Genomic DNA, 26,295 nt, shown 5'->3' with positions numbered 1-26,295 from the left:
CTGGTTGCAGTCAGCTTACTTATAGCTGCGCTGCGTGAGCTTCACGTTTTCGAAGGTCAGCTGCTCCTTGTTCAGGATTTCGGGCTGATTGTCGGCCACGTACTGCCAGGCCGCCACGTAGGCGTATTCATCGTCGTTACGCTTGGCTTCGCCGTCCTCGGTAGCATATTCCTCCCGGAAGTGGCCGCCACAGCTTTCGTTGCGGTCCAGCGCATCGTCCACCATCAGCTCACCCAGTTCCAGGAAGTCGGCAACGCGGCCGGCTTTTTCCAGGGCCTGGTTCAGCTCCCCGTCTGTGCCGGACAGCTTCAGGTCGCTCCAGAACTCCTTGCGCAGCTTCTGAATTTCTGCTTTGGCGTGCTTGAGGCCTTCGGCGTTACGCGCCATGCCGCAGTATTCCCACATCAGGTGGCCCAGATGTTTGTGGAAGTCGTCGGGCGTGCGGGTACCGTTGATGCTCATCAGCTTGCCGATGCGGCCCCGCACGTCGGCCTCGGCCTGCTTGAAGGCCGGGTGTTCGGTCGTAACGGGTTTGGGCGGCGTAGAGGCCAGGTAGTCCCCAATGGTGTAGGGAATCACGAAGTAGCCGTCGGCCAGGCCCTGCATCAGAGCCGAAGCCCCGAGGCGGTTAGCGCCGTGGTCTGAGAAGTTGCACTCGCCGGTAGCGTACAGACCAGGAACGGTGGTTTGCAGGTTGTAGTCAACCCACAGGCCACCCATAGTGTAGTGTACCGCCGGATAGATGCGCATCGGCTGCTTGTAGGGGTCCTCGTCGGTGATTTTCTCGTACATGGCAAACAGGTTGCCGTACTTCTGGCTCACTGCTTCGGCACCCGTCCGCTTGATGATGTCAGCGAAATCGAGGTACACAGCCAGGCCAGTTGACCCGACGCCACGACCCTCGTCGCACATCTGCTTGGCGTTGCGCGAGGCTACGTCGCGTGGTACTAGGTTGCCGAATGCAGGGTATTTGCGCTCCAGGAAATAGTCACGGTCGTCTTCGGCAATGTCCTGGGGCTTGATTTCGCCTTTACGCACCCGCTCTGCCATTTCCACTGTCTTGGGCACCCACACGCGGCCGTCGTTCCGCAGTGACTCCGACATCAGCGTCAGCTTCGACTGGTAGTCGCCGGATACCGGAATGCAGGTAGGGTGAATCTGGGTGAAGCAGGGGTTAGCAAAGTAAGCACCTCGCTTGTGAGCCCGCCACGCAGCAGTAGCGTTGCAGTACATGGCATTGGTGCTCAGGTAGAACACGTTGCCGTAGCCGCCGGTAGCCAGCACCACCGCATGGGCCGCGTGCTGCTCAATCTCGCCCGTAATGAGGTTGCGGGTGATAATGCCGCGGGCCTGTCCGTCAACGACAACCAGATCCAGCATCTCGGACCGGGTGTACATCTTCACTTTGCCATAGGCAATCTGGCGCGAAAGGGCCGAATAGGCACCCAGCAGCAACTGCTGTCCGGTCTGGCCTCGGGCGTAGAACGTCCGGCTTACCTGCGCCCCGCCGAAAGAGCGGTTGGCCAACAGTCCGCCGTACTCGCGGGCGAATGGCACGCCCTGCGCTACGCACTGGTCGATGATGTTGACCGATACCTGGGCGAGGCGGTACACGTTGGCTTCGCGGGCCCGGTAGTCACCGCCTTTGATGGTATCATAAAACAGCCGGAACACGGAGTCGCCGTCGTTCTGGTAGTTTTTGGCTGCGTTGATGCCGCCCTGCGCCGCAATGGAGTGGGCCCGGCGCGGCGAGTCGTGGAAAGTGAAAGCCTTTACGTTGTAGCCCAGTTCAGCCAGCGAGGCCGCCGCTGCCCCACCGGCCAGGCCGGTGCCCACAACGATGACATCGTACTTCCGCTTGTTGGCGGGGTTTACGAGCTTGACATTGAACTTGTGCTTGTCCCACTTCTCGGCCAGTGGGCCTTCGGGAATTTTAGACTCCGGAAACATTGGCAGTAGAGCTTAGTATCTATTTGAAGAAGTAGAAGTAGATGGGCATGGCCGCGAAGCCAGCACACACTACAACGGAGAAGACCACACCCACCAGCTTGATGAGGGGAGTGTATTTGCGGTGGTTGAGGCCCAGCGTCTGGAAAGCGCTCTGGAACCCGTGCAGCAAGTGGTAGAGCAGGGCAAACTGCGCCAGCACGTAGAGGGCCACGTAGAAAATGTTGTGGAAGGCATCGACAACCAGGGCGTAGGCGTTTTCATTGCCCTGCGCGTCTTTCAGCGGCTCGCCGAAGCGGAGGGTCCCGAAGAAGTTGTAGAGGTGCACAATCAGGAAAAACAGCACTAGGCTTCCCAATACCGCCATGTTGCGCGAATGCCACGGGCTGTTCTGCTCAATATGGTTGGAAACGTAGCTGCTGCCACGGGCCGCTTTGTTTTTGGATGCCAGCAACAGCCCTTCGAAGATGTGAAGCCCGAATCCGGCAACCAGCCCGATTTCCAGAATCCGGATGATGGTGTTGTGGCTCATGAACTCGGAGTAGGCGTTAAACGCCAGACCGCCGTCGTTCTTAAATAATTGGAGGTTGCCAACTAAGTGGACTACCAGAAAAGAACACAAAAAGAGGCCGGTGGCGGCCATGACGATTTTGCGGCCAATGCTGCTGGAAAACGTGTTGCTAATCCAACTCATAGGAGCGAATGAAAGGTTTTGGTGGGTTCAGTGAATCGTCCAAAGGTAAGGGCGGTCCTGCTAGGAAACAATCCAAATAAACTATAGGACTTGAGCGTTGTCATCCGTGAATCAATCCGTTGCCAATCCCGTTACAGCAGCTATAGGCAGAACCTAGCTAGTAACCTGTCAGGTATAATTTTTGTTAGGTTGCCGTATGGTTCTTTTGGCTACTGGGCCGGAGTTGTTGTTGTCCCTTTACGTACGTTTCTCTATGGTTCTTTCCTTACTATCCCGGTTGGCACGGCGTGGCCCGTTGCTGCTGCTACTTGCCGTGCTGCTGAGCTGGGCTTCCCAGGTGCAGGCCACCCACCTGCGCGCCGGCGACATACAGGCCAAGATTGACACCACGGTAGGGCCCGGCAACAACCCGCGGCGGGTGTTTTTCAAGATGGTGCTCTACCAGAAAACTCCCGTTGGCGGTATCCCGGATGAGGCCAGCGTGACCATATTTTTCGGTGACTGTGGCCCGCCGCAGGTCTTTTCGCGGGCCTCCGCGGTAGCTGTCAATAGCGAGACGCAGCGCAACGTCTACTTTTTTGAGCACACGTATAGTGCGCCCAGCACCTACACAGTACACTACATTGGGGAAAACCGCAATGCCGGAGTTCTGAATATGAGCTCCTCTATTTCGCAGTCTTTCTACATTTCCACCACCTTCACCATCGACCCGGGCCTGGGGCAGAACCGTTCCCCCATCCTCACCAAGCCCTCCATTGATAATGCGGCTGTAGGTCAGGTATTTCTGCACAACCCATCGGCCTACGACCCGGATGGTGACTCGCTGGTGTTTAAGCTACGGCCCAGCATGCAGGTAGTAGGCGGCATTACCGGCCCGCAGCCGCCATGTTTCGTTGTCGACTCGACCCGTGTTACGGGCTACGTATTGCCCAACCGGCTAGTGGGAGCCAACAATGGGGTTCAGGTAGCCTACACTGACCCTTCCGGCGACAGTCCGAATGGTATTCCGGGCAATGCGTCCATCTTCCAGCAGAACCGGCGTACGGGTACCATCATCTGGAACTCGCCGGGTACGGTGGGCGAATACAACGTGGCATTTGTGGTGCAGGAATGGCGCCGCACTGCCTTTGGCCGCCGCCTGATTGGGGAAGTGATTCGCGACATGCAGATCAACGTGAAGCCGACCAACAACCAGCGCCCTATCCTGACCATCCCGCCCGACATCTGCGTGGTAGCCGGTACGCTCATCACGGGTACCGTAACGGCTACGGATGCCGACAGTAACCCAATCAAACTGACAGCTAATAGCGGTATTCTGCCGCCGGCTACCTTTGTGCAGAACGCTTCTGGCCCACCCACCGCTACCGGTACCTTCCGCTGGACGCCAGACTGCTCTAACATTGCTAACCAGCCCGTGCGGGTCAGCTTTACGGCTGAGGACCAGCCCGGCGGGGGCAACCCCACGCCCCTGATTGACCAACGTGTGTGGAACATCACCGTTATTGGGCCGGCTCCGCAGAACCTGCGGGTAGCGCCTGGCAACACGGGCGTCCGAAGTGCGGTGCTCACCTGGAACAGTTACCTGTGCCGCAAGCCCGGGGCCCGCATCCTGATTTTCCGCAAGGAAGGGGCGTCCACGTTGAATCCAGGTCCCTGCGATACGGGTATCCCGGCCGGGTCGGGCTTCACTCAAATCGGTACTCTGACGTATCCCTCGCCTTTGGGTACTACAGACCTGTTGTCGTTCGTCGATAACGGCGGCGGTACCGGGCTGGAGCGGGGTAAGGAGTATTGCTACCGAATATATGTGGAGTTTCCGCTGCCCGCCGGAGGCAAGAGCCAAGTGTCGCAGGAAGCCTGCATCGACTTTGCTGGCCGCCCACTCTTGATGCGCAACGTCACGGTAGACCGGACTGCTCCTACCAATGGCCAGATTACGGTGCGCTGGACCAAGCCGGTCAGCACGCCGCCTTTCGCTGATCCGCAGCAATACCGGGTGTCGCGGGCAGTTGGCCAGACCACAACCGGCCCCTTCACGACCATCACCACCATTAACAACGTCAACGATACCACGTACGTGGATGCTGACCCCTCGCTGGACACGCAAAACCGCTCGTACAGCTACCGGGTAGAGTTGCTCAGCCAGAATCTGGTGGCCGAAACGGCCACGGCAGCCTCGAGTGTGCGGATAGATGGCACGGCCGTACCGGCCGTCAGTGCTACTGCTCTAAACGGTATTTCGCTTCGCTGGACCTACAACGTGCCGTGGAACAATGCTCTGCGCCCTACCACTGTGTACCGCAAAGGACCCGCTGCCAACGACCCGTTCGTGGCCATTGCTACCGTAACCGGCACCGCTACCGGCGGCTCTTATCTGGATGAAGGCACGGCCGCGCAGCGGCTCGTGAAAGGCCAGACGTATTGCTACTATGTCTCGACAAATGGAGCATATACTGGCACCCGGTTGCCCAGTGACCTGATTAACCTAAGTCAGCAGCAGTGTATTGCGCTGCGCGACGTGCCGTGCGCGCCGGTGCTTTCTCTCAAGCGCACCAACTGCGACAGTCTGGCCAGCCGCCTGTTCGATTTGCCCGCCACGCCGATAAGCGGAGCGGTGTACACAAACAATCTGAGCTGGACGCTGGGCAATACGCCGCCTGACTGTAGCCGCGCCATTGCTTCGTACAACATCTATTACGCGCCCAACAGCCAGGATTCATTGCGCTTCCTGACCTCGGTGCCGGCCACGCAAACCACGTATCAGCACCTGAACCTCACTTCTGAGGCTGGCTGCTACGCGGTGCAGGCCGTCGATTCCAGCGGAACCCGGAGTGTGCGCAGCAACATCGCCTGCAAGGATGATTGCCAGCTGTTCCTGCTGCCCAACATCTTCACTCCCAACGGCGACGGGAAAAACGACACGTTCCGGCCCAAGGTCTTCACCCCGATTCGCAGCACCAAGTTCACGGTATTCAACCGCTGGGGCGTGAAAATCTACGAGAGCAGCGCCGACCCGCTCATCAACTGGAGCGGCGGCGGTAGTCGTGCAGAAGGTGGCGCGGCGCCATCGGTGGTGGAAGGAGTGTACTTCTACCAGGCGGAGGTGGAATTCAGCAACCTGGACCGCACCAAGCGCACCTACAAAGGCTGGGTGCAAATAACCCGCTAGCCAGCCACGCTTTCCTTGCCTGTCTGTCACGAAAAAGCCCGCTGCCCTTCGGTAGCGGGCTTTTTTATTTCGGCTATCTTGCCGCCCCATCCTTTGCCACTCTCTATTATTCTCTCATGAAAGCAGTTGTTTTTCCTGGCCAAGGCAGCCAGTTTAGCGGCATGGGCCGCGACCTGTACGAACAGCACCCCGAAGCCAAGCGCCTGATGGACCAGGCCAATGAGCTGCTGGGCTTCTCGCTCACCGATATCATGTTTTCCGGCTCTGAGGAAGACCTGCGCCGCACCGACGTGACGCAGCCAGCCATTTTCCTGCATTCCATAGCGCTGGCTGCTGTGCTGCCCGAGCTGCAGCCGGCTATGGTGGCAGGCCACTCATTGGGCGAGTTTTCGGCGCTGGTGGCGGCCAAAGTGCTGCGCTTTGAAGATGCGCTGCTGCTGGTAGCCAAACGCGCCCAAGCCATGCAGGCCGCTTGCCAGGAGCAGCCCGGTACCATGGCCGCCATTCTCGGCCTCGACGACGATACCACGGCTCGTATCTGCCAGGAAATCAGTGCAGCCGGCAACGTGGTGGTAGCGGCCAACTACAACTGCCCCGGCCAACTGGTGGTTTCCGGCTCCCAGCGCGGTATTGAACTGGCCTGCGAGCAGCTGAAAGCCGCCGGCGCCAAGCGCGCCCTGCCGCTGCCCGTAGGCGGCGCTTTCCATTCTCCCCTGATGCAGTCGGCAGAGGCGGCGCTGGCCGAAGCCATTGCGCGCACGACTTTCTCGGCAGGTATCTGCCCGGTGTACCAGAACGTGGATGCCGCCCCGCACACCGACCCCGACGAAATCCGGGAGAACTTGGTGCGTCAGCTCACGGCTCCCGTCCGCTGGACCCAGAGCGTGCAGCGTATGGTGCAGGATGGCGCTACGGAGTTTGTGGAGTGCGGACCTGGCAAGGTGCTGCAGGGCCTCGTGAAGAAGATTGCGCCGGAAGTGGCCGTAAGCTCAGCAGCCGTATAGACGGCAAGTCGCCTCAACAAAAAAGCGCCCTGCCGGAATTCCGGCAGGGCGCTTTTTTGTTTTATCCTGAACAGGTGCGAGCTATTTCTCGCCACTCACCACCACGGTTCCGTAGTCCAGGGCGGTGTTTTTGCCGGGCAGCTTTTGGTCTACTAGGGCGAAGACTTCCTGCTGAATCTTGTCTTTGGTGGCTTCATCGGCTTTGCTCAGCGCAAAAACTACCGGGGCAGCTACCTCATTCATGAAGTTCCAATAGTTATCATTCGTGCCGCAATTGAGCGTGCCAGTCACCTCCTTTTCGGTCACGTCTTTCAGCCCGGCTTGCCGGAACAAATCGGCCAGAAAGCCGGGGCTGCCACAGCGAAACATGCCGGGCGCTCCGGGTGGCGGGGCCGGTAGCTGCATATTTCGATTGATGGTACTCATGATGGCCGTAATCCAGAAGTTCTTTTCGGGCATACCCCACACCGCTGCTGCCAGTTTCCCGCCGGGCTTCAGCACGCGCACCATCTCCCGGGCTGCCATCAGCATATCGGGGAAAAACATGAAGCCGAAACGGCAGCTTACGGCATCAAACGTGGCGTCCTCGAACGGCAATTCTGATACGTCGCAGGCTACGGTTTCGTAGTTAGTAATGCCCTTTTTAGCGGCGTTGTCGCGGGCTACGGCAAGCATCTTCTCCGCGAGGTCCGTAATTACCACCTTTCCATCCTGCACAATGGTGGCGATGGTAAGGCCCGGCTCGCCGGTGCCGGCTGCCACATCCAATACTATATCGGTGGGCTGCAGGTCCAGGGAACTGATTATTTCTTCTCCCATCGGCCGCAGCCAGTCCATTGTGAAGTCATCCCACTTTCGCCACCCGGCCGAAAACCTGTTCCAGGTTTCTTTTTGCTGCTCCCGAATCTGCTCCAGTTGTGCTTCCATAGTTGTAGCCTGTGACTGACAAAGCTCGATGAATACAGAAGCCAAGCGCGGAAGCTCGTTTCCGGCCTTACTTCGGCGGCGCACCCGGCAGATACCACTGTGCCTTCTCTCAGGATACAGCCAGCCGACATGCTTCCGGCAGGACCAGATCCGGTCAGGCGGGATACGCATCCTGAATATTCTAATATACCTATTTTAAGCGGGTAACTGCAAGCTCATCGGCACACGCGGCCAGCAGCTCCGCCACCGTGCGGTCCAGCACCGGGTGCACCACCGAAGCGGCAATATCGGCCAGAGGCACCAGCGCGAAGCGGCGTTCCGGCAGCCGCGGATGCGGCACCGTCAGGCGCGGCGTATGCAGCACTATATCCTCGTAGAGCAGGATATCCACATCCAAGGTGCGGGCGCCCCAGCGCACCAGACGTTGCCGGCCCGCTTGCTGCTCCGTGGCTAAGCAGGCATCGAGTAGCTTCTCCGGCAACAGAGACGTGCGCAACTGCACGGCCTGGTTGAGAAAAGGTGGCTGGTCTTCGAGGCCCCAGGCGGCGGTTTCATACAACCCGGAAACCGCCTCCACTGTGCCGGCTGCATCCTGCAGGTACTGTAGCGCTTCGTGCAGAATAGTAGCTCGGTCGCCGAGGTTAGAGCCAAGCAGGAGGTAGGCAACGGGCATGGATTAAGGGGTGTCAGGCAAGGGAGTATGAAAGCGTTGGTACAGTAGCCATGCCACTATCCAGAGCCCTGCCAGCGCCAGAAACAGGGCGGAAACAGCCGCGCCAGCGGCGCCGGGCGTGTACGACATTACTGCCGACAGTAATAACCCACCGACAAACATAGCAGCAGTCGAAAACCTAGGCTGCGAGAAAAAAACGAGGCCACGATAGAAGCAGAAATACAACAGAGCCAATGTGGCTACCTGCGGAATTCGGTAGGTCTGTTCTTCACTCAAGCCATCCAAGAAATTACTGGGTAAAGCCAGAGTCAGGAGTAATAAAATGAATAGTGGAATGCGCGTCAGTGCGAAGCCGGACTGTTGCAGCAATAGATTTGACTTATCGTGGTTGCTGAGAGCTATTTCCCCAGGACTGAGAAAAGAGAAGGACCGTCGTCGTAGCTGATAGCAAATACAAAGCAGAAGAGACGCCACCGGAATGCATACCGCAGCAACCGGATGCAGAGGGCCCTGCTCAGTAGTGTATACTGCGGCGGCCAGGCCAAGGCATGCGGAGAGGAAGTAAAAATTAACGCCGAATGCGAAAAGGTGTGTAAACAGCTTTTTCAACGCAAAAAGCATTAGAGTATGCGCTGCAAAAACTCCACCGTTGCCTCAGCGGCTTGCTGCGCCTCGTTTGGCAGTTCTTCCTGCGGCCACGGATGGCCGCCGCCGAAATTGTGGGTGACAGCGGGCAGCAGAACCAGCTCGGCTTCGGGTTTCCAGCCTTTCAGCTCGTGGGCGCGCTCCACTGGCACCGTTTCGTCCTGGTCGCCGTGTACGATGAGCAGGGGCTGCCGGAGCTTGCGGCGCAGGTTATGCGCAATATCGAGGCGCAGCCGGTTCTGGTGGTAGTCTTCCACAATCTGGTAGTAGAGCGGCAGCAGCTGTTTGGTGCGGGTGTTTTCTACGTGATACACGCCCTGCTGCTGCCAATGCTGCATGAGCTCGTCGGTCCAGCCGGGGTTTACATTGCTGATGGCGGCCCAGGTTACGACGGCCTTCACGCGCGCATCTTCGGCCGCTTTCAGCAGCACCAGCCCGCCGCCCCGGCTGTGCCCGATGAGGGCCAACCGGGAAAAGTCGGCTTCAGTAGCCGGCAACACGGCAGCACTTTGCTCCAGATGGTCCAGCAGCGTACCAATATCGTCTAGTTCCAGGCTGAAATTGTTGCGGCCAAAAGCTTCCAGGTCTTCCAGGTCGCCGGTGCCGCCTACCACCAGGCCATTGTGCGAGAGGTTGAGTTTCACGAACACAAAGCCCTGCTGTGCAAACCAGTCGGCCAGCACGTTAAAATGCCCCCAGTCCTTGAACCCTTTGAATCCGTGCACGAACACTACCACCGGTTTGGGCCGGCCATCGGGCAGGTAGCGGACGTCGGCCGTGAACGGCCGGGGGTGGCGGGCACTGGTGAGTTGGAAATCGAGACGAACCGGAGAAGCAGCCATAGCCGAACGGCAACCACAGGAACCCTGCAGCAGCCAGTAAATAACCTGAAAAGCCGCCGAAACATCGGCTGCCGTAGTGGCGGCAGGGTGGCAGTGCCTACCGCACCAGCCTGTTCCGCCTGCCAGGCAAGGTAGCCACAAAGTAGTCCCGTTGTCGCGGAGGCAGTTGAAAATTGCTGGAAGCCAGCTTCGGTTTTATCGTGAAATACGCAGGCAGCAGCGGCGCTGGCTATACCAGACGGTGGCTGCCGGTGTATGTAGCAGGGCCTGCGGGCCGCGCCGCTTCCGCCGGCGCGGGCGTGCCCGTTAGGAAACCCCCGCGCGGCCCCGTATCATTGCACCGCCCAAAATACCTGCATGACCGTTACGCTGGACCAGATACAGGCGCCTATTGCCGCCGAAATGGAGGAGTTCGAGAAGAAATTCCGGGCGTCCATGCAAACGCGGCAGCTGCTGCTGGATAAGATTATGGGTTATATCGTGAAGCGCAAGGGCAAGCAGATCCGGCCCATGTTTGTGTTCTTCACGGCCAAAATCAGCGGCGGCGACCCGCTGCCCGAAGCTTCGTTCCGCGGCGCGGCCCTCATTGAGCTGCTGCACACGGCTACCCTCGTGCACGACGATGTGGTGGATGAAAGCAACTACCGGCGCGGCTTTTTCAGCATCAACGCCCTCTGGAAAAACAAGATTGCCGTGCTCGTCGGCGACTATCTGCTGAGCAAGGGGCTGCTGCTGAGCCTGGAAAACGATGATTACGAGCTGCTCAAAATCGTGAGCAACGCCGTGAAGGAGCTCAGCGAAGGCGAGTTGCTGCAGATCGAAAAAGCCCGCCGCCTCGACATCACCGAGGACGTGTACTTCGATATTATTCGCCAGAAAACAGCCTCGCTTATTGCTTCCTGCTGCGCTGTGGGTGCTGCTTCGGCTGGCGCCGACAAGGACACGATTGAGCGCACCCGCCTTTTCGGCGAGAAAGTAGGCATGGCTTTCCAGATCAAAGACGACCTGTTTGATTTTGGCACCACCGAAATTGGCAAGCCGGTGGGTATCGATATCAAGGAAAAAAAGATGACGCTGCCGCTCATTTATGCGCTGCAGCAAGCCGACTGGCTCACGAAGCGCCGCATCATCTATAACGTAAAGAACAACGACGGCCGCAAAGACCGGGTACAGGCCGTTATCGAGTTTGTGAAGCAGTCCGGAGGGCTGGACTACGCTATCCGGATTATGGAGCGCTACCGCGACGAGGCGCTGACCATCCTGCGCACCTTCCCTGAGTCGGCGTCGCGCACTTCCCTGGAGCAACTGATTAACTACACCATCGAGCGGAACCACTGAGTAGCTCGGCTGGCAGCGGCTTCAGTTGCTGCCCCGGGCGACAAAGCAAAAGAGGCTTGCCAGACGACAAGCCTCTTTTGCTTTGGATGACTGTCAATCGGCTACCAAATCCGGGTAGTCTGCCTCGGGCCAGCGGCTAGTGATTCAGCTGGTAGGATACACTTGCCGGTTGTACCTCGGATACATCGAACGTGACGCCCTCGAAGGTGCTTTTCACGGTTATTTCGTGGGTCATGTCGCAGCCAGGGCACTTGATTTCCTCCTTTTCAAACTGGCCGTCATCTTCCGTGGAATTCGCGAGGTGGTCGGCGGCGGGCACCCCTATGGAATCAGTGAATACTTCGGTGTGGCATTGGTTGCATTCGAATTTGAGGCCGACCGTATGGCCTTGAAGTTCGCTGAGAGGGGCCGGAGTGCTTGTCTGTTGAATCCACATAGGAAAAGGAAGTTGGTTTGGAAGAAAGGACGGCGGGCCGCAACGGGGCCGCTTCGTTCTGTACGGGCAGAAGTAGGGGCGGGGTTATGTTCGGCTACCAACCGAAGCCGTCGTCCCGTATCTTCCCCGCTCTGATTGCTATCCTGCTACGATGTCTGTTCCCACTTCGCCCAGCGCCCCTGAACTAACTACGCTGCCTAAGGTGCCACGCTGGCGCACCTTGCTTGGTTCCCTGGCTATGGCCCGCGAGCCTATCCGCAACCTCGACCGGGCCCTTTCGAACCACGGCGACACGGTGGGGCTGCACCTGGGCGGCGTGCGGCCTTGTATTGTCACGCGCGACCCGGCGCTGGCTCAGCATATTCTGCAGAAAAACCACCGCCGTTACCTCAAATCCGACCTGACGCATGGCCTCATCCGATACCTAGGGCGCGGGTTGCTCACCAACGAAGGCGCCGACTGGCTCCGGCAGCGCCGCCTGATTCAGCCGGGCTTTCATAAGCAGCGCCTCACGGCCCTGACGCGCCTGATGCAGGCTGCTGCCGAGGAGTGGAGCGCCGACCTGCGCGCCCGCCTGCAGGCCGCGCCTCAGAGCATGCTCACGGTAGATATTCATGCTGAAATGACCCGGGTGGCTTTTCACATTATTGCGCAGGCCACCTTCGGTACCAGTATGGCCGATGCGGAGCGTAACCGGCTGTCCGACATTCTCACGCGCATCCAGGCCTTTTATGTGCGCACCATCCGGCAGCCCTATTTACGGCCGTGGTTTATGGCGCGGGGCGCGTACAAAAAGCACGAGGCCCTCAGCCAGGAATTGCGCGAGTTAGTGCGCGGCTACATTCGGTGGCGGCAGAATACTGCTCCAGAAAGTCCGGCCCCCGATGACCTGCTGCAGATGCTGCTGGATGCGCGCTACGAAGACACCGGCGAAGGCATGAGTGAGGAGCAACTGCTGGACGAGGCCAATATTCTGCTGCTGGCCGGCCACGAAACCAGCGCCAACGCTTTGAGTTGGCTATTCTATTTGCTGGCCCAGCATCCACAGGCGGCCCAACGGGTTCGGCAGGAGCGGGCCGCGGCAGGGCTGGCCCAGCGTCCGCCGGAATTTGCCGAACTCCCGCAGCTAACCTATGCCCAGCAGGTGGTGCAGGAAACTATGCGCCTTTACCCGCCTGCCTGGATTCTGGACCGGGTAGCGCTGGAAGACGACGAGTTTCGGGGGCTACCTATTCCGAAAGGCACGCTGTTTTCCATCTACATCTACGGCATTCACCGCCACCCGGGCCTGTGGCCGGAACCGGATGCTTTCCGGCCCGAGCGGTTCGCGTCCGGCCAGGAACCACCAATTCCAGCCTATGCTTATCTGCCTTTCGGGGGCGGGCCACGCCTGTGCGTCGGCAACCATTTTGCCCTCACCGAAATTCAGCTGGTGTTGCTGGAGGCGCTGCGCCACTTCGATTTTCAGCCCACTGCTCCCGATGCTCCTGGTACCGACCCGCTGGTGACGCTACGCCCGAAAGGCCCATTGTGGCTGCAAGTAACCAGCGCCTGAGCCCCGTCGTCTGCTCTACCATTCATCCCAGCTGCCACCATGACGCCGCCTCTGCTTACTCTGCTTAATACACCCGCCGTAACGGTACCCCAACTCGACACGCCCGATCTGCTATTGCGCGGCCCGCTGCCCACCGACCTGCCGGAATTTACTGCCCTGCTCAACGACCCGGCTTTCTACCGCTTCCTGGGCAACAAGCCCCAAACGGAGGAGGAAGTGTGGCGGCGGATGCTGGGCCAGTTGGGCCACTGGGCCATGTTTGGCTACGGCGCGTGGTCTATCGAGGAAAAAGCCACCGGCCGCTACTGCGGCTCCGTAGGCTTCTTCGATTTTCAGCGCGACCTGACGCCTTCCCTCAAGGGCACCCTGGAAGCCGGCTGGACCCTGGCCCCGCGCCTGCACGGCCGCGGCTACGCCAGCCAGGTCCTGCAGGCTGCCCTGGCTTGGATTGAACCCCGCTTTCCCCAAGCCCGCCTCACCTGCATCATCGACCCCGAAAACGTGGCTTCGCTGGCTGTGGCGCGCAAATTCGGTTTTCAGGAATTTGCCCGCGCCACCTACCACAACGCGCCCATTGTGCTGCTGGAACGGGCTCGCCAATAGGCGGGGCAATACGGCTAAAACGGTCATTCCGAGCGGAGTGAGGAATCTGGCTTCACCATTTCAGATGATGACTCAGATTCCTCGCTCGGCTCGGAACGACCGGTTGGCTTTATCAGAATGCAGTTACTCCGCCAGCAGCTGATCAATGGTTTTGTTGAATTCGGCCACTTCCTGCTCGTAGTACTTGCCGGTGCCGGGGCCCGAGTAGCCCGTGTGAATCTTGCGCACCTCGCCTTTCTTATCCAGGAAAATGGTGGTGGGGAAGGCAATGACCTTCTGCAGCTGCGGCAATGACTTGCTGGCTTCCGCCGATGAGGCTTGCCCGGCCACGGCCAGGTCGTAGCCAATGTTCATGCGCTCTTTCATCTTCAGCAGCTTCTGCGAGGCCACTTTCTGGTCGGTGGTGCGCTCATAGCCCAGCCCGATGATTTCCACGCCGCGCTGCTTGTTCTTCTCGTACCAGGGGGCCAGGAAGTTGGTTTCGTCCATGCAATTGGGGCACCACGAGCCCAGGATCTGCACCACTACTACTTTGCCTTTGTATTTGGGGTCGGAAGGGGAGATGCTGCCGCCTTCGTAGACGCTCGGGAACTTGAAGTCGAGCTTTTTCTGGCCGGGCTTCATGCCGGTCAGGGCGTTGGCGTCGGGCAGCTTGGCGTTGGGGTCGAGCACGGCGGTCCAGGTTTCGTGCCCCGATTTGCCGCTGTAGAAGTCGCCCTGCAGCGCGGTGCCTTGTTTCTGCGCCGTGAACAGGAACCCGTGGCTGCCATCAAAGGTCGAGAGCTTGAGCGTGTTCCCGTCGGCCTGCCCCGCCAGGTAGCGGTAGTCGCCGGTAGAGGTCAGGAAGGTACCACTTACGTTCGGGCCCTCCTGCTTGAAAATCCCGACGGCCGGATACGTTTCGCCGTCGCTGCCTTTAAACGTGACTTTCCAGGTGCCGTCGAAGGATTCCACCTTCTGGTCGGCCATCACCGGAAACAGCGGCTCGGCACCCTTGGTGGCCGCAAACGCCACGCGGTATGGCTCTTTGCCGTCGTATTTCACCCAGGTACCTTTGAGCTTGTCGGCGCCATCGGCGCGCACCACCAGCGCGGCATCGAACACGCCCAGCCGAATAGTGGTGGAGTCACCGGCCACGCTGATTTCGTCGAGCTTGAGGCGCTCCTCGCCGTTGCGCAGCGTCACGGTGGACTTGCCGGCGGCGGTGTTTACATCAAACAAAAACGGTATTTCCTGGCCTTGGGCCGAAAGCACGCCGCGCCAGGTGCCGGCCGACAGGGCCGAAGCAGCAGCGGCGCTGCCGGCATCGGTAGCGGCCTGATTTTCAGAAGTGGAGGAATTGGGCTGGCAGGCCGCGGCGGCCAGCGCGAGTCCGGCCCCGAGTACTGCCTTGCGAATGTCGATGGCAACGGGCATACAAAAGAGGGTTAAGGTGATTCGGGGCTAAACTACGGCGCCCCCGAATTAGTTTAAAGCGCAAGAGCCGCGAATGTAGCCCAACTTTGGCCGGCGCCGGCTGGAATCATTCTAAATGCCAGCCGGTATCGGCTTCCGACCACCGAAAAGTTGGGCTGCGCAACGACCGGTACCTATATTTGCGTACCTGTCTTAGATAGGTACGTTCTCTCCACTTTTTCCCTTTTGAATTATGGCGTTTGACTTAGAAATGATCAAGGCTGTGTACGCTGGCATGGGCTCCCGCATCGAGGCCGCCCGTACCGCCGTTGGCCGCCCGCTTACCCTCACCGAAAAAATCCTGTACGCTCACCTGTACGGCGGCACGGTTTCGCAGGCGTTTGAGCGGGGCGTTTCCTACGTCGACTTCGCTCCCGACCGGGTGGCCATGCAGGACGCCACCGCCCAGATGGCGCTGCTCCAGTTCATGCAGGCCGGCAAGCCCAAGGCCGCCGTACCCAGCACCGTACACTGCGACCACCTGATTCAGGCCAAAGAAGGCGCTACTGAAGATTTGGCCATCGCCAACTCCGAAAACAAAGAGGTATACGACTTCCTAGCTTCGGTTTCCAATAAATACGGCATCGGCTTCTGGAAGCCCGGGGCTGGTATCATTCACCAAGTGGTGCTCGAAAACTACGCCTTCCCCGGCGGTATGATGATCGGCACCGACTCACATACGCCCAACGCGGGTGGCCTCGGCATGATTGCCATTGGCGTAGGCGGCGCCGATGCCGTGGACGTAATGGCCGGCATGGCCTGGGAGCTGAAGTTCCCGAAAGTAATCGGCGTGAAGCTGACCGGCAAAATGAACGGCTGGACTTCCGCGAAGGACGTAATCCTGAAAGTAGCTGGTATCCTGACCGTAAAAGGCGGCACTGGCGCTATCGTGGAGTATTTCGGCGAAGGCGCTAACAGCCTCTCGGCTACCGGCAAAGGCACCATCTGCAACATGGGCGCCGAAATCGGAGCTACCACCTCGGTGTTCAGCTACGACGAGAAGATGGGCGACTACCTGCGCTCCACCGAGCGGGCCGACATTGCTGACCTCGCCGCCGGCGTGGCCCAGCACCTACGCGCCGATGATGAGGTGTACGCCAACCCCGAAGCTTTCTACGACCGTCTTATCGAAATCAACCTCGACGAGCTAGAGCCCTACGTGAACGGCCCGTTCACGCCGGACGCCGCCTGGCCGATTTCGCAATTCGCGGCAGCCGTAAAAGAGCACGGCTGGCCCGAGAAGCTGGAAGTAGGCCTGATTGGCTCGTGCACCAACTCCAGCTACGAGGACATCACGCGCGCCGCCAGCATTGCCGGCCAGGCCGTCAGCAAAGGTCTGACGGTTAACGCCGAATTCACCGTGACGCCTGGCTCGGAGCTGGTGCGCTACACCGTGGAGCGCGACGGCCTGCTGGACACCTTCGCCCAGATGGGCGGCGTGGTGCTGGCCAACGCCTGCGGTCCGTGCATCGGCCAGTGGGCCCGCCACACCGACGACCCGAAGCGCCGTAACTCCATCATCACGAGCTTCAACCGCAACTTTGCCAAGCGCAACGACGGCAACCCGAACACCCACGCTTTCGTGGCTTCGCCCGAAATCGTGACGGCCTTCGCCATTGCTGGCGACCTGACCTTCAATCCCCTCACCGATACGCTGACCACTAAAGACGGCCAGCAGGTGAAGTTTGACGAGCCGCAGGGCATTGAGCTGCCACCCGCTGGTTTTGCCGTAGAAGATGCTGGTTTCCAGGCCCCCGCCGCCGATGGCTCGGGTGTGCAGGTGCTGGTAGCGTCCACTTCCGACCGTCTGCAGCTGCTCGACCCGTTCAAGCCGTGGGAAGGCACCGACCTGAAAGGGTTGCGCCTGCTCATCAAGGCCCAGGGCAAATGCACCACCGACCACATTTCAATGGCCGGCCCGTGGCTGAAATACCGCGGCCACCTGGACAACATCTCCAACAACATGCTCATTGGGGCCACCAACGCTTTCAACGGTGAAACCAACGCCGTGAAAGACGCCCTGACGCAAGGCACTCCGTACTCGCCGGTACCGGCAGTAGCGCGTAACTACAAGGCCCAGGGCATCGGGTCGATTGTGGTAGGCGATGAGAACTATGGCGAAGGCAGCTCGCGCGAGCACGCTGCCATGGAGCCCCGCCACTTGGGCGTGCGTGCCATCTTGGTGAAGAGCTTCGCCCGGATTCACGAAACCAACCTGAAGAAGCAAGGCATGTTGGGCCTCACCTTCGCCAACAAGGCCGACTACGACCTGATCGAAGAGGACGACACGTTCGACATCCTCGGCCTGACGGAGTTTGCCCCCGGTAAGCCCCTGCAGATCCGTCTGCATCACGCCGACGGCGACACCGACCTCATCACGGTGAACCACACCTACAATCAGGGCCAGATTGAGTGGTTCAAAGCCGGCTCGGCCCTGAACCTGATTCGTTTGAAGGAGTCGGGCGAAGCCCAACTATCGCAGAAGTAATTCTGAATTCGGCGCACATTGAAAGCGGCTGCTTCCCTGCTTGGGAGGCGGCCGTTTTTTTATGCTGTTTGACGCTTTACAGAGGTTGCAAACTGTTTGATTTAGTCAGTTTTTGAGGCAGCTGCTTAGTATTTGTAAAGTCTGATTATTAAACCTAAAGTGGTCTTGAATACCAGATAGACAATGATTGTAGGAACTTGACAAGGTCTGGAAAAGACGATAATTCGGTGGTATGGCGAGGACGCGTAGCGCTATACTTGTCCCAGCATACCAGTCCGGAAAACTGGTAGCAACCTTCACTGCTTCGCGCCACTGCCATGTTTCGCACTTCCTCTCATCTGCCGCTTCCTCTTAAAGTTCTTTTCACTGCTTTCCTGGCCGTGATGGTGCCGGTGTACTGGTACAACTACGGCCCCAGCAACTTCCTGTACTTCTGCGACATATCGTTGCTGCTCTGCCTGATCAGCGTCTGGACCGAGAAGGCCCTGCCGGCGTCGATGGCGGCGGTGGGTATTCTGCTGCCGCAGGTGCTCTGGTGCGCCGATTTTGTGGGAGAGCTGCTGGGCGTTCGGCTGCTGGGCATGACCTCGTATATGTTCGACGAAAACCGCAGCCTGTTTCTGCGCGGCCTCTCGTTCTTTCACGGCTGGCTGCCCTTTCTGCTCGTGTACCTGGTGCGCCGCCTCGGCTACGACAAACGGGCCATCTGGGCCTGGACGGGTGTGGCCTGGGCGTTGTGTCTGGTTGCATACTTCTTCCTGCCTCCCGCCGGCGCCGTTATGCCCGATCCGAAGATTCCAGTAAACATTAACTACGTGTTTGGCTTCGATGACGCGGCCCCGCAAACCTGGCTGCCGGCCCCGGTCTATCTGGTGTTCTGGATGCTGGCTTTGCTGGTGGTTGCCTATCTGCCCACGCACTTCGTGCTGCGCAAGTGGAGTGCCAGACGCCCCGCTCAACCGGCTCCGATGCAGCTGGTAGTGGCCGGAATGCAGGAGGGGCACTAGTGCGGCTGGTTTAGTCTGGACCATATAGGAACACCTTGAAACTGCAGCAGCAATAAAGGCTATAGAGCAGTTTACTAAAAACGGCCGCCTGCCCGGAGAGGGTCTGCGGCCGTTTTTATTTGTATAAACTTTGAAATGCAAAGTACTTTAAAGTATGTTTGTCCGACCCGAGTAACCAGGCAGTTGCCTGATGTGGTGCGGGCGTTATGTTTCCTGAATCTTATGCGTAATCTATTGCATCCGAAATGGTTGTTGCTGGTCAATACGGTGGCCATTGTTGTGCTGGTTCTGCTGAGCTACGGGCAGTTCAATGTTATCCAAAGCCTGCTGCCAACCAGGAGTGTGCAGACCTGGGCGTGGCTGGGCGGCGGCCTGGCAGGGATGGCCGCCGGCACGCTGACGTATGCGCTGTGGCAACTGAGGCGCCGACAGGAGGTCAGCACGCTATACTGCGTGCTGACGCTGGCGGGCTATGCGGCCTTCATCTGCCTGAGCGTGAGCCTGGCGGATGAACTGGTGCCCCGGGCCGTGCCGCGCTGGATGGTGCCCACCGACCCGCTGGTGTACCTCATCACGTTTCTGATGCCCACGCTGGCCCACGCCGGCTATGCCCTGGTAATGCGCCTGACGCCCACTGACCGCGAGTATTCCGTCCTGATTAATGTGCTGCTGGCTCTGGCGGTGCCGGGCGTGTGGTTCGTGCTGATTATGCTGCCGGGCGGCTTTCTGCTGGAAAATATTCTGCCTGCCTGGCTTAGTGGCGGGCTTATGGTGACGGGGCTGGTGGTGGGCACCATCGGATTTCTGTTTTACGTGGTGCGGGTGGTGTACATTCTGGAGCTGCGGCGGGGCGGCTACGGCCGCGAGTTTAGCCTGCTTTGGAAGGTGCTGCTGGGCATTGTGCTACCGGTGTTAGGCTTGCTGGTGAACAACGGACTGTTTTGGGGCAGTTTCGGCAATGCGGAAACGGGCATTTTCGGCAATTTCAACAGCCCGTGGTTTTATGTCCTGGCCGTGCTGAACGGGGCGTTGCTTTGTCTGCCGGCCAGCCCCAACCACTGGCGACACCTGCTGCTGCTGTTCGGGCGGAGCGTGCTGCTGGGCTACACGTTCTACTTTTTCCTGGTGTTTCTGCCGTTCCTGCCGCTGTCGTTGCTGGCCGTAATCCTCATCGGGACCGGCTTTCTGATGCTTACGCCGCTGATGCTGCTGGTGGTGCACGTGCGGGAGCTGGCCGCCGACTGGCAACTGCTGCGGCCGCTATTCTCGGGACGGGTGCTGTGGCTGGTGCTGCTGGGCGGAATCGGTACACTGCCGCTGCTTATCACGGCCCGCTACCTATTCGACCGCCACACTTTGCACCAAGCCCTCGACTACCGCTACGCCCCCGAGTATGGCCGCCGCTACGACCTGAATGAGTCGGCGCTGGCCCGCACCTTGGCGGTGGTGAAGCAGCACAAAGACCGCAGCAACCGGGGTGACGTTATGTTTGGCTCGCACGTGCCGTACCTGTCGTTGTTCTTCAACTGGCTGGTGCTGGATAACCTGACGCTGTCGGATACCAAAATTGCCGACCTAGAGCAGGTGTTCCTGGGCGCGCTGCCGGAGGAGACGGAATCGGTAGCCCGGCCTTTTGCCACACCGCTGCCCGCCGCCCCGGCCCTGCGCAATGTGCGCACCACCAGCACCTACGATGCCCGCCAGCAAGCCTGGGTGAGCCAAGTGGAGCTACGCGTCGCCAACACCGATACTACCGTGCGCGCCGGCGAGTACACAACCTTGCTGAGCCTGCCCGCCGGCTGCTGGGTGGGCGACTATTACCTGGACATGAACGGCCATCGGGAGCATGGCGTGCTGGCTGAGAAAAAGGCCGCCGCCTGGGTGTACGCCCAGATTCTGAGCGAAAATCAGGTGCGGGACCCCGGCCTGCTAACATACCAGAACGACCACCAACTGAGCCTGCGTGTGTACCCCGTGGTGCGCCGCGCCCCGCGCGTGACCGGGTTTCAGCTGCTGCATAAGGAGCCTGTTGTCCTCACGCTGGATGGTCGCACATTGCAGCTAGGGAAGGCTGATGGAGCCCCGGCCGTAACGGCCCCAGTGCTGGTGCCGGGAGGGGAGGTGGCGTACGTGAGCCGCGCGGCCAAGCAGCGTCTGCCGCTGGTACAGCGCCGGCCGTATTACCATTTCCTGTTCGATGTGTCGGCCAGCCAGCAGCAACACCAACGGGCTTATGCCCGCCGCTTGGAGCAGCAGTTCGGAACTGGAGTTCTGCGCGATACCGCCACGCGCTTCACGCTGGTAGATGCCTATGCCACCCCAATGCTGGCCGGTGCCGATTGGGCGCAGCAGTTGGCCACCCACCAGGGCCGGGGCGGCTTTTATCTGGAAGGCGCCCTGCGCCAACTACTGGTCCAGGCGCATCAGCCGCCGCGCGCCGCCTACCCGATTCCGGTAGTGGTTACCGGCAACTGGGCCGCTACCGTGCTGGGGCCCGATCTGGCCGATCTGCAGGTGGCGTATCCGGAATCGGACCGGTTCTACGTGCTGGATGCCGACCGGCGACTAACCGTGCATTCGCTGCGCCAGAATTCTCGCCAGAATTTAACTGATACTTTCGCAACACTACCGCCGCTAACCACCCAGCCGGCAGTGCGGGCGTGGCCTTCGGCAACGCGGCCTTTGGCCTACCTGTCCGATAACGGTGCGGCTGAAGTGGTCCTGGCGCACCCGGCGGCCCCAATGCGGCCGGCGCTGGTGGCTGGTGGGCGCTGGCAGACGGGGTTGCTGCTGCACGGCTACCAGCAGTGGCAAGCTTTCCACCCCGAATCCACCGATGAGCAGCGCGTTCCGTTCGTGCGGGCCAGCTTCCGGGCTGGTATCCTGACGCCTTTCACGGCCTATCTGGCCCTCGAAAATCAGGCCCAGAAAGCTGCGCTGCAACAAAAGCAGGAGCAGGTACTCAGCGGCAAAGCGGCGCTGGATGTGGATGAAAGCGAACAAAACCAACCAACCGCCGTGCCGCTAGATGACTACCTCGGGCTGCTAGTGCTGGCGGCGGTAGGCTTGGCCACATGGCACCTGCGGCAGCTGCAATCAGCGTAGCACCGGACCATCAACTACGTCGCAACCTGCTCCGACCGATTCTCGCGTGGCTTCTGCACCAGATAGTAATACAGCAGAATCACAAGGCCCGTCAGGAACGGCAGTAGTGCCAGGTGCTTGCCCGTGACGTTGCCCCACACTCGCGCTGTATCGAATCCCAGGAATTCGCTGACCATCCAGTAGGAGTTGGCCGAAATCCAAAATACGATGGCCAAGTTGTGGGCCAGCTCTGACGCTACGTGGCGGGTGCGCCAGGTGATGACGAGGGCAATGGTCAGCGTCGGGAAAATCATGCTAATTCCTAGCGGCTTCCAGAGCATGCACCAGCCGATATCCTTGAGCAGCCAGAACAGAATGTGCAGGTTTTCCATCCGGCGGTATGGGGCCGGAATAGAGTAAGTCTGATTGTCGGGCTGAGGCATGGCAAAAGTGAATTCCTCAAATATAGAACGCAGGCGGCTTTTTTCGTGAGCTTGCGTATGAGAGCCTGACCCCAACCGTAGCTACGCTCGTTCATGCCCAGTACACTCAGAAAAATAGCCAAAGGAGCTGCTTACGCGGGGGGAAGTATTGTGGGGGTGTTGGTACTGTATGGGGTAGCTGCCGTGGGGCTTTCGGCCGTGCCGGTAGGCAAGCGTGGCCATTCTGCCCCCGATGCTATTGAGGCGTATGTACTGTCTAATGGCGTGCATACCGATATTGTGGTGCCCGTCCGGAACGCGCAAATGGACTGGACCCGGCTGGTTCGCTACGCCGATACGCCTGCCGCCGATTCCAGCATGCGCTACGTCGGGTTTGGCTGGGGCGACAAGGGGTTTTATCTCGACACGCCGACCTGGGCCGAGCTAAAGCCCAGTACAGCCTTCAAAGCCATGTTCTGGCTGGGCGAGTCGGCCATGCATACCACGTTCCACCATCAGCCCGTCGAAGGGTCCGACTGCGTGAAAATTTATTTGTCGCCGGCCCAGTACAGCCAGTTGATTGAGTTCATCCGCAACAGCTTCGATTATGATGCGCAGGGCCGCGTAGAGCACATTCAGGGCCATAGCTACGGCCAGCACGATGCATTTTATGAGGCCAAGCGCACCTACAACTTATTTTATACCTGCAACAGCTGGGCCAATGAGGCGCTAAAGGCGGCCGGCCAGCGGGCTGCCTTCTGGACTCCTTTCGACGCGGGCATCTTCTGGCACTATCGAGACAGGGAAAAACAGCCCGCCGGATAGAAATCCGGTGGGCTATGCATCGTCTGATGACAAAAATCGTATGTTGGTGCTATGATAACGTACGACGAAATTTTCGAGAAGAACCGCCAGTGGGTGGCTTCAAACACCGCTACCAACGCCAGTTTTCTCCAGCACCTCGCTGCCGACCAGAAGCCGGACTACCTCTACATCGGCTGCTCCGATTCGCGCGTGACAGCCGAGGAGCTGATGGGCGTGGCGCCGGGTGAAGTGTTTGTGCACCGCAACATCGCCAACCTGGTCATCAACATCGACCTCAATGCCACGTCGGTTATTGAATATGCCGTGGCTCACCTGGGCGTTAAGCACATTGTGGTATGTGGCCACTATGGCTGCGGGGGCGTGAAAGCGGCCATGCAACCCAAGGATCTGGGTATCATGAATCCGTGGCTACGCAACATCCGCGACGTGTACCGGCTGCACCACACTGAACTCGACAAAATCGAGGACACCACGGCTCGCTACGACCGTCTGGTAGAGCTGAATGTACAGGAGCAGTGCGTCAACGTCACTAAAATGGCGGTGGTGCAGCAGGCGTATTTGGAGAAAGGCTATCCGACGGTACACGGCTGGGTATTCGACCTGAAAACCGGTCTGCTCAAAGACCTGAACCTGGATTTTGAGCATATCCTGCACGATATTCAGGAAATCTATAATCTCGGCGACCAGGTGATGTTCGGCGAAGGCAAAAAGACGCCTGCTGTCGAAATTGGGCAGGAGGCCAAGACCGAAGCAGAGCGGTAGTTGCCTAGGCTGTTCTCATACCTTTTTGCGGCCTATAGCCGCTTCCAAAAAAAGCCCGGCTTCCCAGCTACGTGTAGCAGGGAGGTCGGGCTTTGCGTTGAAAAAGTAGATAGGTTAATTGAGCCAGAGCTGCACCACAGTTTCAAACCGGTGCTGGGCAAAGGCGCCATACGGACGCTCTGCATAGAAGCCAAGCACGTGTACCTGCGGCAGGCCGGTGCGGGCGTTGCGGCGCAACTGAATGGGATACACGCGGCCGGCTTCCGGCCAGTCACCTACGTGGTCGGCGGGGCGGCGCGATGCGTCTATGCAGCGGGCGTATTGCTGCAAGGGAGGCGGAACGGGAAGCTTTACTTTCGACATATCCAAAGATAAACATATTTCCTGTTTTCCAAAAGAATTAGCTCCGCGTTTTTTTGGAAAAAGTGGCTTAAAACAGCTTTTAATGTAATTTTAATGAACATTCAGGCGGAGTTAACTGTTGCCAAACTTGCCGTGCAAAAAGCAGTGGGTAGAGGTATTTGCTAATTTTATTAGTAAATAGCGCCGCCGGATTTCTTTCCCCGTCGCTACCCGTTATGAGCACCGCCATTCTGTATTGCGTTCCGGCACATCAGCTGCTGCCCGCCGAACTGCCCCTGTACACCTGCCCCGTGCCCGCCGGCTTTCCTTCGCCCGCCGACGACCAGCTGGATGCACCGCTGGATTTGACCCGGCATCTGTTCCGCAATCCGGCCTCTACCTTCCTGGCTCGTATCGTGGGCGACTCCATGACCGGGGCCGGCATCCATCCCGGCGACCTGATAGCCGTTGACCGTGCCCTAACGGCCTGCGACGGCAGTATTGTGGTGGCGGTGGTAGAGGGCGAACATACTGTGAAGCGGCTACGGCTACGAAACGGCCGTGCTTGGCTGGAAGCCGAGAATGACCGGTATGCTCCTTTTGAACTCCTTGCCGATGTCCGCCTGGAGGTCTGGGGTGTCGTAACGCACGTCATACATGCGCTGGAAGGCCGCCCGGCCGCAACGCCGCTGCGGCAGTGGCACCACAAGCAAGCCTAGCCCGCCCTATGTATGCCCTGATAGACTGCAATAACTTTTATGTTTCGTGCGAGCGGGTGTTTCGGCCGACGCTGGAAAACCGACCTGTGGTGGTGCTCAGCAACAACGACGGGTGCCTTATTTCGCGTTCGGATGAGGCGAAGGCACTGGGCCTGAAGATGGGCGAGCCGTACCATTTGGTGCGCCCTGCGCTGGAACAGCACGGAGTAGCGGTGTTTTCCTCCAACTACGGCCTCTACGGTGATATGAGCCGGCGCGTGATGCAGGTTCTCACGGGCTTTTCGCCACAGGTAGAAGTCTATTCCATTGATGAGGCCTTTCTGAATCTGGCTGGTCTGCGCTACACCGCACCCGATGTGCGGGCCTATGCGCTGCTGATCCGGGATACTGTACAGCGCCACGTAGGCATCCCGACCTGCGTGGGCGTGGCCCCTACCAAAACGCTGGCTAAACTCGCTAACCGCCTGGCCCGCAAACAGCCGCTCATGGAGCGGGCTGTAGTGCTGGCAACCGCGTCTGAATGCGCTGCAGCACTCTCCCAGACACCTATACAGGACGTGTGGGGAATTGGACGGCGCTACGCGGCCAAACTGCGGGAGTATGGTATCGAAACGGCTGCTGATCTGGCTGGGCAACCCGAAAGCTGGGTCCGCCGGCAATTAGGAGGAATTACTGGAGTGCGGCTGTGGCACGAATTGCACGGGCATCCCTGCCTGGATTTTGATCCGCATGCGCTGGACGAAGATGGTTGCTTGTTGCCTGCCGGTGGCCGCCAGCGCCGGAGCGTCGTATGCACCCGTTCGTTTGGTCGGCCCCAGCATGCCGCTGAAGTACTGCAGGAGGCCATAGCCACATTTGCCTGCCGTGCCGCCGAAAAGCTACGCCAGCAGCACTTGGCCGCCCATCTTGTCACGGTGCTGCTTGGTACTGACCGGTACAAAGCCCGGTCTGGCCCAGCCACGGTTAGCACCACGCTTACGCTGCCCATCGCAACCAACGATACCGGAGAGCTGCTGAAGGCTGCGCATAGTGCGCTTCTGCGGCTTTGGCGGCCCGGAACTGTCTACACCCGTGCTGGTGTAATGTTCTGTGGCTTGGAAGCAGCCGGTCAGGTACAAACGAATCTATTTGTTACTGCATCTGACCAGCGGAACCGGCCCCAACTCATGGCAGCAGTAGATACTCTCAACCAGCGGTTCGGACGAGGGCGGGTGAGCTATGCGGCTGCCGGCATTGCTTCGGGAAATGCCGGCTGGAAAGGGCGCAGTGCCATGCGCTCTGACTTGTACACGACAAGCTGGGAAGAGTTGTGGCAGATATGACGGATGGCGGCCGCAGTTGATGATAAAGTGATTCTG

General features: G+C 59.3%; 23 protein-coding genes. 12 read left to right on the top strand and 11 right to left on the bottom strand.

Annotation, left to right across the window (positions count from 1 at the left end; translation table 11 throughout):
* Positions 1-15 precede the first annotated feature (15 nt).
* Both IC231_RS10170 and IC231_RS10165 read right to left on the bottom strand, forming a co-directional pair.
* Positions 16-1,950, bottom strand: coding sequence for a fumarate reductase/succinate dehydrogenase flavoprotein subunit (locus IC231_RS10170; RefSeq protein WP_190784413.1), 1,935 nt, complete (start codon positions 1,948-1,950; stop codon positions 16-18).
* A 19-nt stretch (positions 1,951-1,969) separates the two neighbouring features.
* Complete coding sequence (locus IC231_RS10165) at positions 1,970-2,641, bottom strand: succinate dehydrogenase cytochrome b subunit (RefSeq protein ID WP_190784412.1); 672 nt, start codon at positions 2,639-2,641, stop codon at positions 1,970-1,972.
* A 253-nt stretch (positions 2,642-2,894) separates the two neighbouring features.
* Between IC231_RS10165 and IC231_RS10160 the strand changes: the two genes are divergently transcribed.
* Positions 2,895-5,810, top strand: coding sequence for a T9SS type B sorting domain-containing protein (locus IC231_RS10160; protein ID WP_190784411.1), 2,916 nt, complete (start codon positions 2,895-2,897; stop codon positions 5,808-5,810).
* Between the two features lie 116 nt (positions 5,811-5,926).
* Entirely contained in the window at positions 5,927-6,814 is an 888-nt protein-coding gene (fabD, locus tag IC231_RS10155) for an ACP S-malonyltransferase (RefSeq protein WP_190784410.1), read from the top strand.
* Positions 6,815-6,895: 81 nt separating this feature from the next.
* On the opposite strand, the gene IC231_RS10150 is transcribed toward fabD, so the two are convergent.
* From IC231_RS10150 to IC231_RS10135, 4 genes are all read right to left on the bottom strand, one after another.
* Entirely contained in the window at positions 6,896-7,741 is an 846-nt protein-coding gene (locus IC231_RS10150; protein WP_190784409.1) for a class I SAM-dependent methyltransferase, read from the bottom strand.
* A gap of 190 nt (positions 7,742-7,931) precedes the next feature.
* Positions 7,932-8,414: a 2-amino-4-hydroxy-6-hydroxymethyldihydropteridine diphosphokinase gene (folK, locus tag IC231_RS10145; RefSeq protein ID WP_190784408.1), complete on the bottom strand. Its 483-nt coding sequence runs from the start codon at positions 8,412-8,414 to the stop codon at positions 7,932-7,934.
* Between the two features lie 3 nt (positions 8,415-8,417).
* A complete protein-coding gene (locus IC231_RS10140) occupies positions 8,418-9,023 on the bottom strand; it encodes a hypothetical protein (RefSeq protein WP_211538985.1) in 606 nt (201 codons plus the stop codon).
* An 11-nt stretch (positions 9,024-9,034) separates the two neighbouring features.
* A complete protein-coding gene (locus tag IC231_RS10135; RefSeq protein ID WP_190784406.1) occupies positions 9,035-9,901 on the bottom strand; it encodes an alpha/beta hydrolase family protein in 867 nt (288 codons plus the stop codon).
* Between the two features lie 357 nt (positions 9,902-10,258).
* Here IC231_RS10135 and IC231_RS10130 point away from each other — a divergent pair, with 357 nt between their 5' ends.
* Complete coding sequence (locus tag IC231_RS10130; RefSeq protein WP_190784405.1) at positions 10,259-11,239, top strand: polyprenyl synthetase family protein; 981 nt, start codon at positions 10,259-10,261, stop codon at positions 11,237-11,239.
* Positions 11,240-11,375: 136 nt separating this feature from the next.
* Here IC231_RS10130 and IC231_RS10125 read toward each other — a convergent pair whose 3' ends face one another.
* Positions 11,376-11,675 (bottom strand): hypothetical protein, encoded by a 300-nt coding sequence (locus tag IC231_RS10125; protein ID WP_190784404.1) that lies wholly within the window; start codon positions 11,673-11,675, stop codon positions 11,376-11,378.
* Positions 11,676-11,826: 151 nt separating this feature from the next.
* Here IC231_RS10125 and IC231_RS10120 point away from each other — a divergent pair, with 151 nt between their 5' ends.
* Positions 11,827-13,230, top strand: a complete 1,404-nt coding sequence (locus IC231_RS10120; RefSeq protein WP_190784403.1) for a cytochrome P450 — start codon at positions 11,827-11,829, stop codon at positions 13,228-13,230.
* Here IC231_RS10120 and IC231_RS20425 read toward each other — a convergent pair.
* The gene (locus IC231_RS20425; RefSeq protein WP_394368201.1) at positions 13,140-13,331 is read right to left on the bottom strand and encodes a hypothetical protein; all 192 of its coding nucleotides are present in this window, start codon (positions 13,329-13,331) and stop codon (positions 13,140-13,142) included. The two genes, IC231_RS10120 and IC231_RS20425, sit on opposite strands and share 91 nt — an antisense overlap.
* On the opposite strand from IC231_RS20425, the gene IC231_RS10115 reads away from it, so the two are divergent.
* Entirely contained in the window at positions 13,270-13,833 is a 564-nt protein-coding gene (locus IC231_RS10115; RefSeq protein ID WP_190784402.1) for a GNAT family N-acetyltransferase, read from the top strand. The genes IC231_RS20425 and IC231_RS10115 overlap by 62 nt on opposite strands.
* Before the next feature lie 123 nt (positions 13,834-13,956).
* Here IC231_RS10115 and IC231_RS10110 read toward each other — a convergent pair whose 3' ends face one another.
* Entirely contained in the window at positions 13,957-15,249 is a 1,293-nt protein-coding gene (locus IC231_RS10110) for a peroxiredoxin family protein (RefSeq protein ID WP_190784401.1), read from the bottom strand.
* 232 nt (positions 15,250-15,481) lie between these two features.
* Here IC231_RS10110 and IC231_RS10105 point away from each other — a divergent pair, with 232 nt between their 5' ends.
* From IC231_RS10105 to IC231_RS10095, 3 genes are all read left to right on the top strand, one after another.
* On the top strand, positions 15,482-17,776 hold the full coding sequence (locus tag IC231_RS10105) for an aconitate hydratase (protein WP_190784400.1): 2,295 nt from the start codon (positions 15,482-15,484) through the stop codon (positions 17,774-17,776).
* A gap of 317 nt (positions 17,777-18,093) precedes the next feature.
* Positions 18,094-18,783: a hypothetical protein gene (locus tag IC231_RS10100; protein WP_190784399.1), complete on the top strand. Its 690-nt coding sequence runs from the start codon at positions 18,094-18,096 to the stop codon at positions 18,781-18,783.
* A 222-nt stretch (positions 18,784-19,005) separates the two neighbouring features.
* Positions 19,006-21,888: an MSEP-CTERM sorting domain-containing protein gene (locus IC231_RS10095; RefSeq protein WP_190784398.1), complete on the top strand. Its 2,883-nt coding sequence runs from the start codon at positions 19,006-19,008 to the stop codon at positions 21,886-21,888.
* A gap of 14 nt (positions 21,889-21,902) precedes the next feature.
* Here the strand turns inward: IC231_RS10095 and IC231_RS10090 are convergent, their stop codons facing one another.
* A complete protein-coding gene (locus IC231_RS10090; RefSeq protein ID WP_211538984.1) occupies positions 21,903-22,310 on the bottom strand; it encodes a hypothetical protein in 408 nt (135 codons plus the stop codon).
* Positions 22,311-22,403: 93 nt separating this feature from the next.
* Here IC231_RS10090 and IC231_RS10085 point away from each other — a divergent pair, with 93 nt between their 5' ends.
* Positions 22,404-23,114: a TIGR02117 family protein gene (locus tag IC231_RS10085; protein WP_190784397.1), complete on the top strand. Its 711-nt coding sequence runs from the start codon at positions 22,404-22,406 to the stop codon at positions 23,112-23,114.
* A gap of 51 nt (positions 23,115-23,165) precedes the next feature.
* Positions 23,166-23,876, top strand: coding sequence for a carbonic anhydrase (locus tag IC231_RS10080; protein ID WP_190784396.1), 711 nt, complete (start codon positions 23,166-23,168; stop codon positions 23,874-23,876).
* 114 nt (positions 23,877-23,990) lie between these two features.
* Here IC231_RS10080 and IC231_RS10075 read toward each other — a convergent pair whose 3' ends face one another.
* Positions 23,991-24,239, bottom strand: a complete 249-nt coding sequence (locus IC231_RS10075) for a hypothetical protein (protein ID WP_190784395.1) — start codon at positions 24,237-24,239, stop codon at positions 23,991-23,993.
* A 215-nt stretch (positions 24,240-24,454) separates the two neighbouring features.
* Between IC231_RS10075 and IC231_RS10070 the strand changes: the two genes are divergently transcribed.
* Positions 24,455-24,937, top strand: a complete 483-nt coding sequence (locus IC231_RS10070; RefSeq protein WP_190784394.1) for a LexA family protein — start codon at positions 24,455-24,457, stop codon at positions 24,935-24,937.
* 8 nt (positions 24,938-24,945) lie between these two features.
* Positions 24,946-26,259 carry a Y-family DNA polymerase gene (locus tag IC231_RS10065; RefSeq protein WP_190784393.1) on the top strand — a complete coding sequence of 438 codons (1,314 nt, stop codon included), beginning with the start codon at positions 24,946-24,948 and terminating at the stop codon, positions 26,257-26,259.
* Positions 26,260-26,295 lie beyond the last annotated feature (36 nt).

Source organism: Hymenobacter duratus, from assembly GCF_014698995.1.
Classification (GTDB): Bacteria; Bacteroidota; Bacteroidia; order Cytophagales; family Hymenobacteraceae; genus Hymenobacter; species Hymenobacter duratus.
Note: the sequence above shows the minus strand (reverse complement) of the source record. Positions and strands in the feature narration are given on the sequence as shown.